This is a genomic window from Umezawaea tangerina (assembly GCF_003002815.1).
Taxonomy (GTDB): Bacteria; Actinomycetota; Actinomycetes; order Mycobacteriales; family Pseudonocardiaceae; genus Umezawaea; species Umezawaea tangerina.
The window spans coordinates 52,320-65,755 of sequence record NZ_PVTF01000015.1 but is presented as its reverse complement, the minus strand read 5'-3'; the positions used below and the strand labels follow the sequence as shown (position 1 = coordinate 65,755).

Genomic DNA, 13,436 nt, shown 5'->3' with positions numbered 1-13,436 from the left:
GCGCCCCCGGCTCAGTCGAGCGCGGTCACGAATGACACCTCGTGGCCGCGGTTGAGCTCGCGCACGAACGCGCTCAGCGTCTCGCTGGCCGCGAGCCGCGCGGAGATGTCGCCCACGACCACCAGCCGCACCCGGTAGACGGTGAACCTGCCGATGATGCCGCCCGCGATCCGGGTGCTCAGCGTCCAGAACCCCTCGTCGAGCCGGTCGACCGGGACGACGGCGGTGTGCGCGTCCTGCGACCACACCTCGCCGATGACGTCCAGGGCGTCCTGTTCGGTGCGCAGCCTCGGCCCGTCCGCGGGGAGCACCAGCACGCCGGTCATCGGAGGAAGTCCAGCACCGCGTCGGCCTGGCCGGGGATGAAGTGGCCCGCGGCGGGCAGCACCCGCACGTCGGCGTGCGGCGCGGTCGCCGCCAGCCGCCGCGCGGTCCCGCGCGAGTCCAGCATCGCGTCCCGGCCGCCCACGACGACCAGCATCGGCATCTCCAGCCCGCGCAGCACCGCGTCGTCGAACACCGGGAACTCCACCCTCGGCTTGAAGTGCCGGAACGTCGAGGCGACGACCTCGCGGTACTCGCCGACGTCGGCGCCCGCGACGATCCGGACGATCCGCCGCCGCCCCCACTGGCCCAGCGCGAAGAACGGCAGCGCCCGCAGCAGCCAGCCGACCTTGCGGCGGCCGATCCCGCTGGGACCGAGCAGGACCAGCCCGGTGACCCGCTCGGGCCTGCGGGAGGCGTAGTCGAGCGCGAGCCACCCACCCAGCGACATGCCGACCACCGCGGCCGACGTCAGACCGAGCCCGTCCAGGACGTCGTCGAGCCATTCCGCGTACTCCGGCGACCCCAGCGGCGGCCGGGCGGGAGCGCTCAGACCGGGTTCGCCGATCACGTCCACCGCGTGCACCCGCAGGTGCGGGGCCCAGGTGGCGATGTCGGCCAGCCACGTGGCGGAGTTGCCGCCGGAGCCGTGCAGCGCGACCACCGGTGGTGCGTCGACGGGGCCGCTGACCACGACGAACGTGTCTCCCGCACGGGTCGGCACGGTCCGCCGCTCCGCCTCGACCGGCCAGTGCTCCAGCAGGGCGCGGTACTGCTCGCGGACGGTCCGCCCGCCCGCCTCCGACCGGTAGACGGTGGTCATCGGCCTTCCTCCTCGGTGATCACGGCGATGAGCCCGAGCAGTTCGGCCGTGGTCTCGACGCTGCCCAGCAGGATGATCTTCATGGTGGCCCGGTCGGCGTCGTGCACCGTCTCCACGCGCAACGGGCCGTCGCCCTCGCGGGGGCCCGCCGTTGCGGTCATCAGCAGGTTGCTGAGCCTCCCGGCGTCGGTGGCGTCGATGCCGTCGACCTGCACGATGCTCGACACCTCCACGTGCCGCGGCCGCGGTGGCGCGGACGGCCGCCCGGTCAGCGCCGCGAGGTCCTCGCGGGCGATCCGGTACTGCTTGCCGATCCGGACGGCCTTCAACCGGCCGTCGCGCACGTACCCGCGCACCGTGCGGACGTGCAGACCGAGCTGGTCGGCGACCTGTTCGACGGACAACAACTCCCCTGACATATTCCGCAAACTACCTCATATGAACGTTAAACAGGTACTTATTAAGAACGATGCGACCAGGTTGCTTCGAGGGTCGAAGCTGTTTAGGGTAGGCGATGTGCTTCGAGGGTCGAAGTATCCACTGAGGGAAGGCCGGTCCGACCGTGAAGTCGTTCCAGGGAAGCACCGCGCTCGTCACCGGCGCGTCGAAAGGCCTCGGCGTCGCCTACGCCACCGAACTGGCCCGCAGGGGAGCGAACCTCGTCCTGGTCGCCCGCTCCCGCGATGCGTTGGAGGACCTGGCCGTGCGGCTCCGGGAGGCGCACGGGGTCGAGGTGGCCGTGATCCCGGCCGACCTCGGCGCCGCCGACGGCCCGGCGCACGTCGTGGCCGGGCTGGACGAGCGCGGGATCGCGATCGACCTGCTGCTCAACAACGCGGGCCTGGGCAGCGTGGGCCCGTTCTTCGACCGGCCGCTGGCGGGGCACCTGCTCTCGGTGGACGTCAACGTGAACGGGCTGCTCGCGCTCACCCACCTGCTCGGCGGCCGGATGCTCACCCGCGGCAGCGGCGGGATCGTCAACGTGGCCTCGACGGCCGCGTTCCAGCCCATGCCCTACCAGTCGTCCTACGCGGCCTCGAAGGCGTTCGTGCTGTCCTTCAGCGAGGCGCTGGCCGCGGAGCTGCGCGGGTCCGGGGTCACCGTGATGGCCGCCCACCCCGGTGCCGTCGCCACCGGGTTCTTCGACGGCACGACCGCCACCATCGACCCGCGCGCCGCCGACACCCCGGAGCGGGTCGCCGCGCGGACGCTGGACGACTTCGCCCGCGGCAGGCACGTCTCCTACCCCGGTCGGGTGGTCAACCGCGTCGGCACCCTGGTGCCCAGGCTGCTCCCGCGGCGCACCACGACCTCACTGGTCGGCAGGCTCAACCGCGGGCTCGGCTTCGACCACGTCTCCGACGTCGGGACGCCCGCGTGAGCTACGGGTAGTTCGCCCAGTCGCGGTAGGAGACGGGGTGGATCTCGTTGTACGGCGTCGCCTTGACCCGGCTCCAGGCGAAGCCGTACTGCTCGAACACCTCGAGCGACGGGATCAGCCGGTAGGAGCCGGGGGAGTTGTCCCAGATGTAGACGTTCACGCCGCCGTTCTGCCGGACCAGGTGCGGGCCGTCGAAGATGTCGTAGTGCGAGTAGCAGTCGGCGACCCGGTCGTCGACGACGATCCCCTCCCAGCTGTCCCACAGCGCGAAGTACGTCGCCTCGTCCGGGAGCAGGAGGAGCCTGCGCTCCGGGTTGACGAGGTAGACGTTCGGCGCGGTGGACGTCTTCACCCGCTGCCCCGGCCGCGGGCACACGGCGGCGGCCCGCAGCGGCGCGTTGTCGCCCTCGGCGGTGGACAGCTCGGGGTCGGCGCCCGCGGTCCCCGTGGCGACCGCCGTGAACGACAGGCCGAGGGTGAGGGCGAAAAGGGCGCGGCTGAGCCGGGAAAAGGCTTTCACGAGTGGATCCCCCCAGGTCGACGGTGGCGGGACGGGTCCGCCACCGGCATCCCGGAGCGTATCGGCGGCCCCGGTGGGCGGCAATCACCAAGGTCGTCGAGCCGCTTGGGCCGAACGGCGGGTGGTTCCCTTGTCCCGAGCGGAGAATCCCGGCGGGAACCGGGCGCGCCGCACTAGGTTCGCCCCGTGGCGACACCTCCGATCCACCGGCTCGACCTGTCCGACGACGACACCCTGCGCGGCCTGTGGGAGCTGCAACGCGCGGCCTACGCGGTGGAGGCGCGGCTGATCGGGTTCGACGCGATCCCGCCGCTGCACGAGACCCCCGACGAGCTGCGCGCGTGCGGGGAGTCGTTCCTGGGCACCGAGGGGCTGACCGGCGCGGTGTCGTGGGTGCGGCTGGACGACGGCGTGCTCGACATCTGCCGACTGGTCGTGCACCCGGCCCACCACCGGTCCGGGATCGCGCGCGCTCTGCTCGACGCCCTCGATACGCTCGAACCGTCCGACCGGACCGTCGTCTCCACCGGCACCGCGAACCTGCCCGCCATGGAGCTGTACCGGAGCCGCGGGTTCCTGCCGACCGGGACGCGACAGCTCGCGCCGGGCGTGACGATGACGTTGCTGGCCCGCTGAACGGAGCCCCGCGTGCGCGTGCTGTTCGCGACCCTGCCATACATCGGCCACCTGTACCCGCTGATCCCGATCGCCTGGGCCGCCAGAGCCGCGGGCCACGAGGTGCTGGTGGCCACGTTCGGCGAGGGCAAGGACGCGACGCGGGCCGGTCTGCCGGTGGTCGACATCGCCCCGGACCGCACCGGGCGCAGCCTGTTCGTCGACTTCGTGGCCGGGCACCCGGACCTGGTCGCGCGGATGGAGGCGGGCGACGACTCGGAGTACATGGAGGGCGCGCGGTTCGGGATCTGGGGCGAGTGGCTGGCCGACAGCGCGGTCGCCCACGCCCGGTCGTGGCGGCCCGACGTCGTGGTGCACGAGCGGATGGCGCCGTTCGGCAGGCTCGTCGCCGGTGCGCTCGGCGTGCCGTGCGTGCGCCACGACCTCGGCATCGAACCCGGCGCGCTCGCCGGGCAGCTCCGGCACATGGCCCCCGCGCTGGCCCGCCACGGCGTGCCGGGGCTGGTGGACGACTCGCCGTGGATCGACATCGTGCCGCCCAGCCTCGCGCCCGCGGACCGCGACGGCTGGCCCATGCGCCCCGTGCCCTACAACGGCGGCGCGGTGCTCCCGGACTGGCTGGTCGCGCCCACCGACCGGCCTCGCGTCGCCGTCACCGTCGGCACGCTGGTCGGGAAGCTCCAGGGGATGGGCGTCGTCGAACGGATCATCGCGCTCGCGCGCAAGGTCGACGCCGAGTTCGTGCTCGCCGTGGACTCCCACGACCGGGCGAAGCTCGGCGACCTGCCGCCGAACGTGCGCGGCGGGCACTGGCTGCCGCTCAGCTCGCTGCTGCCCACGTGCGCCGCCGTCGTGCACCACGGCGGCTCCGGCACGATGTGCGCGGCCATCGACGCGGGCATCCCCCAGCTGCTGCTGCCCAACGAGGGCGCCACCGACCGGCCGATCAACGCCGCCGCGGTCGTCACCCGCGGCATCGGCCTCGCGTGCTCCCCGGACGACGTGGACGCGGGTGTCGTCCGGCACCTGATCGGCGACCACCGGTTGCGCGTCGCGGCGGCCGAGGTGCGAGCCGAGATGGCCGCCATGCCGTCACCCGCCGCGCTGATCCGGAGGGTGGAGGCGCTGGTCGGCTGACGGGCCGTGCCACGATGGCCGCGTGTCCCGGAGAACGGCGCCCCGACCACGACCCGCCGCGGTCCGACGACCGCGACAGCCCGGCCGGGAACGGGACCGGCCTCGTGGCTCCGGCACTCGCCGGTAACGCGGACCCCGACACCCGCTTCGTCCCACCAGCCCACCGAGGACTCCCATGGACCTACCGGCCGACCTCTCCGCTCCTGCCCGCCGCGCCCTGGTCGGCGCCGGCTACACCACCGTCGAACAGCTGGCCTCGGCCACCCGGCGCGAACTGCTGGCCCTGCACGGCTTCGGCCCCAAGGCCCTGGGCCCGATCCGCCGCGACCTGGCCGCGTTGGGGCTGGATCTGGCGGAGGGCTGAGCGCTTCCTCGCCAGCAGCTCCCGCTCGCCCCGACTCGCCCCGCCCTCCGACGCCCTCCCGTAGGCCGCGTCGGCCTCCTCGACCTTCCCCAGCCGCCGCAACAGGTCGCCTCGGACGGCGTGGAACAGGTAGTACCCGCCCAGATCCAACCCGTCCACGAGCCCGAGCGCCGCACCGGGACCCTCCACCTCCGCCACGGCCACCGCCCGGTTCAGCGCCACCACCGGACTGGGCGCCACCAGCATCAGCTGGTCGTACAGCGCCACCACCTGCCACCAGTCGGTCGGCTCCTCGCTGTGCACCGCGTTGATCGCCGCCTGGATCTGGTAGGCCCCCGGCCGTCCCCGACGCAGGCATTCCCGCACCAGTGCGCGCCCCTCGGCCACCAGCCCCGCGTCCCACAGCCCGCGGTCCTGGTCCGCCAGCAGCACCAGGTCGCCGGACGGCGTGACCCGAGCGCCCTGCCGCGACCGCACCAGCAGCATCAGCGCGAGCAGCCCCACCGCCTCGGGCTCGTCCGGCATCAGCTCGACCAGCAGCCGCCCCAGCCGGATCGCCTCCACGCACAGGTCGTCGCGCTGCACGTCGGAGTAGCCCTCGTTGAACACCAGGTACACCACCGCCAGCACGGCCCGCAGCCGTTCGGGCAGCTCGGCCTCGGCGGGCACCCGGTAGGGGATGCCCGCGTCGCGGATCTTCCCCTTGGCCCGCACCAGCCGTTGCGCCATGGTCGCCTCGGGCACCAGGAACGCCCGCGCGATCTCCGCGGTGCCCAGCCCGCCGAGCAGGCGCAGGGTCAGCGCGACCCGTGCGGCCTGCCCGAGCGCGGGGTGGCAGCAGGTGAAGATCAGCCTCAACCGGTCGTCGCGCACCGGACCCTCCTCCACCACGTCGTCGCGGGCGTGCAGCAGGACGGCCTGGGAGTGCTTGTCGGCACGGGCGGCCTCCCGGCGCAGCCGGTCGACCGCCCGGTTGCGGGCGGTCGTGATGATCCACCCGGCCGGGCTCGGCGGCGGGCCGTCGACCGGCCACCGGAGCACGGCCGCGGCGAACGCCTCCTGCACCGCCTCCTCGGCGACGTCGATGTCGCCGAACACCCGGACCAGGACGGACACCGCGCGGCCGTACTCCTCGGTGAAGATCCGCGCGACGTCGGACATCAGCCGTTGTCCTGCATGGGCCGGACCTCGACGGGCAGGGTGGTCGCCAGCGACAGCCGCCGACCCCACTCCAGGGCGGCGTCCAGGTCGGGCGCGCGGACCACGGTGAACCCGCCGATGTGCTCCTTGGCCTCGACGAACGGGCCGTCGGTGGTCAGCACCCCGTCGGCGTCGGCGCGCACGACGGTCGCGGTGCTCGGCGGGAACAGCCCCGCGCCGAACACCCACGCGTCGGCCGCCCGCAGGTCGTCGTTCCACACCGCGAGGTCGGCCATGATCGGCGCGAGGAACTCGGGGCTGGGGGTGGGACCGTCGGGCTGGTAGATGCTGAGCAGGTACTGCTTCACGGGATCTCCTCCTCGTTCCGGCTTGTCACCGCTTACACGAACACCGCCCTCCCGGATCGACAACCCGGCGCGGGGGAATTTCCGGATGACGTGGGCATGCGCGTGGTCGCGGTATCTTGGTCGCCCCGACGCCGGTAGGAGGACCGTCCATGGCCCGGCTCACCAGAGCGGAGGCGCAGGAGCGCAACCGCGCGAAGGTGCTGGTCGCGGCCAGGGCCGAGTTCGCCGAGCACGGGTTCCGCGAGGCCAGGATCGACCGCATCGCCGACCGCGCCGAGCTGACCCGCGGCGCCGTGTACTCCAACTTCCCCGGCAAGCGCGCCCTCTACTTCACCGTCCTCGCGGACGCCGCCGAGCACGAGCCGACCCCGGAGGTGGAGCCCGGCCTCACGGTCCGCGAGGCGCTCGGCGTGTTCGCCCGCGCGTGGGTCGCCCGGCTCCCGATGGCCACCGGGGACCGGCGCGGGCTGGGTGTCGACCTGATCCCCGAGGTCGCCGCCGACGAGCTGACCAGGCGACCGTTCGCGCAGCTCATGGCGCTGGACGCCATCCTGCTCGGACTCGCCCTGGAACGGCTGGACCCGGCCGCGGGACGACTCGTGCGGGTCGCCGAGGCCGCGCTGACCACGTTGCACGGGGCGACCGCGCTGGCCACCGCCGCGCCCGGCTTCGGCGAGATCTTCCACGTGGTCGGCGCGTGCGAACAGCTCGCCGACCTGGACACCGGGGACCACTGGCCGGAGTCGATGATCGACCTCGTGCCGGCGTCCGTCGACGAGCCGTGGGCCCCGCCGACGACCCCGACCGACCTGCTGACCGGCGCGCCCGCGCCGCTGACCGGTGACGGGGTGGTCGCCGTCGTCGGCCTGCACCGGCTCGCCGCCGTCGAGCAGGCCGTGCGCGCGGGCTCGGACGTGACGGCGGTCCTGGTCACCGCGCACCCCGACGAGCTGGCGCCGTTGGCCCGGCTGACCGTCGCGGAGCTGCGCGCGTGCCTGCGCCAGGCCGTGCCGAGGTCGGCGTGGCCGCGGCTGCGGGTCGTGTGCGACGACCGCGGGTTCCTCGCCGCCGCGGCGGGCGTGCCGACCGCGGACGACGACACCGAGGCCGCGATCCGCGTCGAGTCGGGCCGCGTCGTCCGCCGCGCCGAGGGCTACGGCGCGTGCCGCGCGGCCGCGGTCGGGGCTCCTAGGGCGTGTGTCGAAGTCTCGTTCGATGGGAGTCGCGCCTGAGGTGGTTCCTGGCGGTGCGGCCGACTGGCCCGCATACCGCTGTTGTATGCGGGCCAGTCGGCCGTGCCCCCAGGGGCCGCCTCAGGCCCGGCTACCGCGAACACGGACTTCGATACACGCCCTAGGGTGCGGCCATGGAACACGACAGCCTCCTGACCCGCGCCCGCCTGCTGCCGGTGTCGGTGGTCAGCGACGCGGACAAGAGCCTCCCGACCCTCGACCACGGCATCCGCCGCCTCGCGGGCGGGGGCACGATCGCCGGTCGCGCGGTGACCGTCCGGTCCGACGGCGACCTGCTGCCGGTGATGGAGGGCCTGGAGATCGCCCAGCCCGGTGACGTGCTCGTGGTCGACGCGTCGGCGAACCCCGGTGTCGCCGTCGCGGGCGGCCTGTTCGCCACCGAGGCCCGCCGCAGGGGACTGTCCGCGATCGTCGTCGACGGCCTGGTCCGCGACCTGGAGACGTTGCGCCCGTTGGGGTTCACCGTCTACGCCCGCGGCACCTGCCCCCGCTCCGGCCCGGCCGTCGCCGTCCCGCGCACCCAGCTCCCGATCCGCTGCGGCGGCGTCGACATCACGCCCGGCGCGCTCGTCCTGGGCGACGACGACGGCGTGCTCGTCGCCACGGCCGACCAGCTCGCCGCCGTCCTCGACGCCGCCGAGGCGATCGACCGGCGCGAGGAGGCCGTGCTGGCGCGGCTCGCCGAGGGCACGAGCCTGTTCGACTCGATGAACTTCCACGCCCACCGCGAGAACGTCCGCACCGGCACCCCGAGCAAGCTGGGCTTCACGGTATGACGGGTGGGGCCCGGCGCACCGGGCCCCACCCCGCTCAGCTCGCGGCGCCGAACCACCGGGGGAGGTGCTCGACCAGGTCCCGCTGGTCCTCACCGACCCACGCCACGTGGCCGTCCGGCCGCAGCAGCACCGCGGGGACGTCGAGCTCCTCGCTGACGTCGACCACGTGGTCCACGCGGTCCGCCCACCCCTGCACCGAGAGCGCGCCGGTCTGGTCGAGCAGCAGCCCGCGACCGCCGCGCATCAGCTCGAAGAGGCGCCCGTGCTTGAGCACCACGTCCTTGAGCCGCTTGCCGACCAGCTCGTGGCCGTCGCCGAAGTCGTACCGGATCCCGATCGCGTGGATCATCTCGGTCAGGTACCGGCTCACGCCGTCGAAGTCCATCAGGTCCGACACCAGCCTGCGCACCGCCCGCGCGCCGGGGTCCAGCGACATCAGGTGCATCTGCGCGCGGGTGTTGTCCAGCACGGCGGCGGCCACCGGGTGCCGCTCGTCGTGGTAGCTGTCCAGCAGCCCGTCGGGCGCCCAGCCGTCGACCTCGGCGGCGAGCTTCCAGCCCAGGTTGAACGCGTCCTGGACACCCAGGTTGAGCCCCTGCCCGCCCACCGGCGGGTGGGTGTGCGCCGCGTCGCCCGCCAGCAGCACCCGGCCGACCCGGAACCGCTCGGCCAGCCGGGTGGAGTCGCCGAAGCGGGACAGCCAGCGCGGCGAGTGCACCCCGAAGTCGGTGCCCGCGGTCGCCACCAGCTGCCGCTTCACCTCCTCCAGCGTCGGCGGCACCGACCGGTCGTCGGCCACCCCGTCCGCGGGTACCACGAGCCGGTACACGCCGTCCCCGATCGGCCCGATCCCGAACCGCAGCTGCGTCTTGCGGATCTCGGTCATCACGGCGGCCACCTTGTCCGGCGCCTCCGTCAGCTCCACCTCGCCCAGCAGCGTGTCGACCCGGCTCGGCTCACCGGGGAAGCCGACCCCGAGCAGCTTGCGCACCGTGCTCCGCCCGCCGTCGCAGCCGACCAGGTACCGCGCCCGCAACCGCGTCCCGTCGGCCAGTTCGACGTCCACCCCCTCGTCGTCCTGGTCGAGCCCGACGACCTCCTGCCCCCGCCGGATCTCCACCCCCACCTCGACCGCGTGCTCGGTCAGCAGCCGGTCGGTGACCGGCTGCATGATGCCGAGCGTGTACGCGTGCGCCGTGTCCAGCCGTTCCGGCGCGGGCTTCGCGATCCCCGCGAAGAACCCGCCCACCGGGTACCGCGTGCCCAGCTCCAGGAACCGCTCCAGCAGACCGCGCTGGTCCATCACCTCGATGCTGCGCGCGTGCAACCCGAGCGACCGCACGATCCTCGTCGGCTCCAGGTCCCGCTCCAGCACCAGCACGCCGACGCCGCGCAACCGCAGCTCGCCCGCCAACATCACACCGGTGGGCCCGCCACCGGCGATGATCACGTCAAACATGGACCCCCGCATTCGACAAGGTGCATTTCCCGCCAGCCGCTCCACGTCCACCACGCGTGCCGACGCCTGGGACCCGTTTCCGGAACCCGCCGTCGACAACCCGCGCCAGATCGTGAATCCCCCCTCGTTTCCGCAGGTACTGGCTTCGGCCGCAGATTGTGCGGTACACCCCCGGTCTTGCCGCAAGCCCCCCGATGCGCTATATGTTGAAAGTGGCAGGGAGAGGTTTCTCCTCGCCTTCGCCATTTCCGGCTTTCGAGCCTTGGTCAGTGCTGCCCGCGCACCAGGGCGAGTGCGCCGCTGCGCCTGCCGTGGACCATCACGACGCCTTGGGCGACCACGACCAGCACCACCAGCGTCACCGTGCCCGCCACCGGCACGCTGTCGACGTCGATGGTGTAGGCGAGGACCACCCTGATCACCGCGTCCAGCAGGAACGCGGCGCTCCACGCCGCGCTGGCCAGCACGATCCAGCGGCGGAACACCGGGTCGTCCGCCCACAGCCGCTCGAACCGCCGCGCCGCCGCCGGCGGGCTGACCTTCTCGGCCACGTCCAGGAGGAACGGTCGACCGGTGGCGAGCGAGCCGAGGATCCACAGCCCGACCGCACCCGTCAGCCAGCTCTCCCGCGCGAGCAGCGCGCGGGCGTCACCGGTGACCAGCGCGACCAGCAGGGACAGCGCCATAGAGGTGATGACGAACACTGCCGTCGGGTCCAGGCGCCGCTGCCGGGCCCAGGTCCACCCGATGCCCGCCGCGGGCGCGACCGCGGCGAGCAGCAACGCGAGCCACTGGTTCACCCCGGCCGCGCGCGCCAGGTAGAAGACGGCCAACGGGATGACGACGTCCAGCGCGAGCGCCGCGAACGCGCCGGACCGGCGGTCGCGGGTCATGGGCGCGCCTGCCTCTCCGTCGCGTGGCGGAAGAGGGACACCAGGTCCGCCGCGTAGGCGTCGAGGTCGAGATCCGGGATGACGGTGAGCTGGGGACCGATGGCGTCGATGGCCGCGCGGATCGTCATGGCGGTGGTGCGGGTGGTGAAGTCGCGGAACTCGCCCGCGCGCTGACCGCGTTCCAGCAGGTCCTGCAACGGCGCGAGGCTGGTGCCGTAGACCGACGCGTCGTGCGTCAGCCGGGTCCGGCCGTCCTCGTCGGTGAAGTTCATCGCGATCTCGGTCAGCACCCGCACGTGCTTGCGGTGGGTGCCGATGTACTGGACGTTCGCCTCGATGTAGGCCCGCAGCTCCGCGGCGGCGCTCTCCGCACCACCGGTTCGCGCCGCCATGAACTCGCCGCCCTGCGCCAGGGTCGACGCGAACACCTCGAGGATCAGCTCCTCGCGGTTGGCGAAGTGGTAGAAGATCGTCGTCTTGGTGACGCCCGCCCGCCTCGCGACCTCCGCCAGGGACGCCTTGGGCAGACCCAACTCGGCGATCGCGTCGATCGCGCACTCCACCAGCTGGGCACGCCGCGCGACGTCGACGAACGTCCGCTCCGACTTACCGATCGGTATTTTTTCTGACCGCATGGTCTTCACCCTAGCGCGGTCAGGCAGCACCCGTACCGGGATGGGTGAACGGGGTCGTGGTGGCGAGCTCGACGAAGCCCAGGCGGCGCAGGATGGGACGGCTGTCGGGGGTGGCGTCGACCTGGAGGTAGCGGTAACCGCGGGCGGCCGCGAGGGTGGCGCGGTGGGCGACGAGGGCGCGGAAGACGCCGCGGCCGCGCCACGACGGGAGGGTGCCGCCGCCCCACAGGCTCGCGAAGTCGGTGCCGGGGTGGAACTCGACGCGGGCGGCGGACACCGGGGTCGCTCCGGCCATGGCGACGACGGCGGCGACCGTGCTGGGTGAGCTGGTGATGCCGTCCAGCAGGGCGCGGCCGACGGGGGAGTGGTCGCCGCCGAACACGGCGTCGTGCACGGCCACCAGGTCGTCGATCCCGGTCCGGTCGACGACCGGCACGAGGGTCACGCCGTCGGGCGGGGTGGTGTCCGACGGCATGTCGGCGATCTCGGCGACGAGCAGGGTCTCCGGTGGTTGCGGGGTGAGGCCCGCGGCGACCAGTCGGGCGGGCAGGTCGGCGGGCTCGTCGTAGTCGTAGTGCTTCCACTCCCACGGGCGCGCGCCGAACGCCGTGATCTGCGCGGCGATGACGCCGTCGGCCCGTGCGGCGTCGAGGGAGGACCACTCCACGCCGGTCCACCCCTGCCCGAAGGAGCGGATGACGTCGGTGTCGTGCTCGACGCGGCCGTCGGTGCTGGGATGCCTGCGGACCTGCTCGTCGAACGCGGCGAGTACCGCTTGTTCATCCATCGGCGAAGCTGACCAGAGCGCCCTAGTCAGGGGCAACCGGGTTTCAGCCCGCCACGACCTCGCGGGCGAGCGCGAGCAGGGCGGGGATGGCGGGGTGTCGGGGCGGGTCGGTCCACACCAGGTGCACTGGCACGGGTGGCGCGTCGGTGAGCGGGACGTAGGTGACGCCGGGGTAGGCGTGGATCCCGGCGGTGCCCGCGGTCGTGACGCCGACACCACGACCGGAGGCGATGGCGGCCAGCCAGTCGTCGGTGTTGTCGACGACCGCGGTCGCCGAAGGCCGGATCGCGGCGGGCCAGAGGGCCACCGTCGTGGTGCCGGTCGGCGGGCTCAGGATGATCACCCGGTCGGTCAGGTCGGCCAGCGCCAGCTCCGCGCGTCCGGCGAGGTCGCTCCCGGTCGGCACGGCCGCCAGCCGCGGCTCGTTCAGCAGCAGCGCGTGCGGACCGCGCGCCGGACCGCGGACCAGGGCGGCGTCGGTCCTGCCGCGGGCGAGGCCCGCGGTCGGCTCGGAGATGCGCAGCAGCTCCAGCGGTGTGTCCGGGTGGGTCTCGCGCCACCGCCGCAGCAACGCGGTCGTGTGGTCACCGAGCGCCGCCCAGGCGTGCCCCAGCCGCAACGGCCACGTGCCCACGCGGGTCGGGTCGAGCGCGTCGTCCACCGCGGCGACGGCGGTGATCGCCCTCGTGCGGAACGCGTGCCCGGCCTCGGTGAGGTGCAGGTGATGGGTGGACCGGTCGACCAGCCGCACCCCGAGGTGCTCCTCGAGCTGCCGCAGCGTGCGCGACAGGGCGGGTTGCCCGACGTGCAGGCGGGCCGCGGCGCGCGTGATGTTGGCTTCCTCGGCGATCGCGAGGAAGCAGCGCAGGTGACGCAGCTCGACGGTCATGTCCGGCAAGCATAACCGCTGGAGAACAAGCATTTCACGCGACACTGCGAC

At 73.4% G+C, this 13,436-nt stretch carries 16 protein-coding genes and 1 pseudogene; 6 read left to right on the top strand and 11 right to left on the bottom strand.

The window, feature by feature from the left end; translation table 11 throughout:
- Positions 1 to 11: 11 nt before the first annotated feature.
- Genes CLV43_RS38975 through CLV43_RS38965 form a run of 3 tightly spaced genes read right to left on the bottom strand, consistent with a single transcriptional unit; the run spans position 12 to position 1,566 of the window.
- Positions 12 to 326 carry a DUF4180 domain-containing protein gene (locus CLV43_RS38975; RefSeq protein WP_106194207.1) on the bottom strand — a complete coding sequence of 105 codons (315 nt, stop codon included), beginning with the start codon at positions 324 to 326 and terminating at the stop codon, positions 12 to 14.
- Positions 323 to 1,147 carry an alpha/beta fold hydrolase gene (locus CLV43_RS38970; RefSeq protein WP_106194204.1) on the bottom strand — a complete coding sequence of 275 codons (825 nt, stop codon included), beginning with the start codon at positions 1,145 to 1,147 and terminating at the stop codon, positions 323 to 325. Before CLV43_RS38970 ends, CLV43_RS38975 begins: the two co-directional genes overlap by 4 nt.
- Positions 1,144 to 1,566 carry a helix-turn-helix domain-containing protein gene (locus CLV43_RS38965; protein ID WP_106194202.1) on the bottom strand — a complete coding sequence of 141 codons (423 nt, stop codon included), beginning with the start codon at positions 1,564 to 1,566 and terminating at the stop codon, positions 1,144 to 1,146. The genes CLV43_RS38970 and CLV43_RS38965 overlap by 4 nt, the downstream gene beginning before the upstream one ends.
- A gap of 143 nt (positions 1,567 to 1,709) precedes the next feature.
- On the opposite strand from CLV43_RS38965, the gene CLV43_RS38960 reads away from it, so the two are divergent.
- Entirely contained in the window at positions 1,710 to 2,528 is an 819-nt protein-coding gene (locus tag CLV43_RS38960) for an SDR family NAD(P)-dependent oxidoreductase (protein WP_106194199.1), read from the top strand.
- 1 nt (position 2,529) lies between these two features.
- Here the strand turns inward: CLV43_RS38960 and CLV43_RS38955 are convergent, their stop codons facing one another.
- Positions 2,530 to 3,048: a hypothetical protein gene (locus CLV43_RS38955; protein ID WP_106194196.1), complete on the bottom strand. Its 519-nt coding sequence runs from the start codon at positions 3,046 to 3,048 to the stop codon at positions 2,530 to 2,532.
- A 186-nt stretch (positions 3,049 to 3,234) separates the two neighbouring features.
- Here CLV43_RS38955 and CLV43_RS38950 point away from each other — a divergent pair, with 186 nt between their 5' ends.
- The 3 genes from CLV43_RS38950 to CLV43_RS48745 all read left to right on the top strand — a co-directional run bounded on the left by CLV43_RS38950 (position 3,235) and on the right by CLV43_RS48745 (position 5,185).
- On the top strand, positions 3,235 to 3,684 hold the full coding sequence (locus tag CLV43_RS38950) for a GNAT family N-acetyltransferase (RefSeq protein WP_106194194.1): 450 nt from the start codon (positions 3,235 to 3,237) through the stop codon (positions 3,682 to 3,684).
- A 12-nt stretch (positions 3,685 to 3,696) separates the two neighbouring features.
- Entirely contained in the window at positions 3,697 to 4,821 is a 1,125-nt protein-coding gene (locus CLV43_RS38945) for a nucleotide disphospho-sugar-binding domain-containing protein (RefSeq protein ID WP_106194191.1), read from the top strand.
- 175 nt (positions 4,822 to 4,996) lie between these two features.
- Positions 4,997 to 5,185, top strand: coding sequence for a helix-hairpin-helix domain-containing protein (locus CLV43_RS48745; protein ID WP_211304765.1), 189 nt, complete (start codon positions 4,997 to 4,999; stop codon positions 5,183 to 5,185).
- On the opposite strand, the pseudogene CLV43_RS38940 reads toward CLV43_RS48745, so the two are convergent.
- A pseudogene (locus CLV43_RS38940) lies at positions 5,183 to 6,346 on the bottom strand (RNA polymerase sigma factor); the annotation flags it as partial. The gene CLV43_RS48745 and the pseudogene CLV43_RS38940 overlap by 3 nt on opposite strands.
- Complete coding sequence (locus tag CLV43_RS38935) at positions 6,346 to 6,693, bottom strand: YciI family protein (protein WP_106194185.1); 348 nt, start codon at positions 6,691 to 6,693, stop codon at positions 6,346 to 6,348. The pseudogene CLV43_RS38940 and the gene CLV43_RS38935, both read right to left, overlap by 1 nt.
- A gap of 149 nt (positions 6,694 to 6,842) precedes the next feature.
- Between CLV43_RS38935 and CLV43_RS38930 the strand changes: the two genes are divergently transcribed.
- The gene (locus tag CLV43_RS38930; protein ID WP_106194183.1) at positions 6,843 to 7,925 is read left to right on the top strand and encodes a TetR/AcrR family transcriptional regulator; all 1,083 of its coding nucleotides are present in this window, start codon (positions 6,843 to 6,845) and stop codon (positions 7,923 to 7,925) included.
- A 134-nt stretch (positions 7,926 to 8,059) separates the two neighbouring features.
- Positions 8,060 to 8,722, top strand: coding sequence for an RraA family protein (locus tag CLV43_RS38925; RefSeq protein ID WP_106194180.1), 663 nt, complete (start codon positions 8,060 to 8,062; stop codon positions 8,720 to 8,722).
- Positions 8,723 to 8,756: 34 nt separating this feature from the next.
- On the opposite strand, the gene rox is transcribed toward CLV43_RS38925, so the two are convergent.
- The 5 genes from rox to CLV43_RS38900 form a co-directional block, all read right to left on the bottom strand.
- Complete coding sequence (gene rox, locus CLV43_RS38920) at positions 8,757 to 10,181, bottom strand: rifampin monooxygenase (RefSeq protein WP_106194545.1); 1,425 nt, start codon at positions 10,179 to 10,181, stop codon at positions 8,757 to 8,759.
- A 266-nt stretch (positions 10,182 to 10,447) separates the two neighbouring features.
- Complete coding sequence (locus CLV43_RS38915) at positions 10,448 to 11,074, bottom strand: VC0807 family protein (protein WP_106194177.1); 627 nt, start codon at positions 11,072 to 11,074, stop codon at positions 10,448 to 10,450.
- A complete protein-coding gene (locus CLV43_RS38910) occupies positions 11,071 to 11,709 on the bottom strand; it encodes a TetR/AcrR family transcriptional regulator (RefSeq protein WP_146175088.1) in 639 nt (212 codons plus the stop codon). Before CLV43_RS38910 ends, CLV43_RS38915 begins: the two co-directional genes overlap by 4 nt.
- Positions 11,710 to 11,728: 19 nt before the next feature.
- The gene (locus tag CLV43_RS38905; protein WP_106194173.1) at positions 11,729 to 12,496 is read right to left on the bottom strand and encodes a GNAT family N-acetyltransferase; all 768 of its coding nucleotides are present in this window, start codon (positions 12,494 to 12,496) and stop codon (positions 11,729 to 11,731) included.
- A gap of 43 nt (positions 12,497 to 12,539) precedes the next feature.
- Positions 12,540 to 13,385 (bottom strand): LysR family transcriptional regulator, encoded by an 846-nt coding sequence (locus tag CLV43_RS38900; RefSeq protein WP_106194170.1) that lies wholly within the window; start codon positions 13,383 to 13,385, stop codon positions 12,540 to 12,542.
- Positions 13,386 to 13,436: the final 51 nt, after the last annotated feature.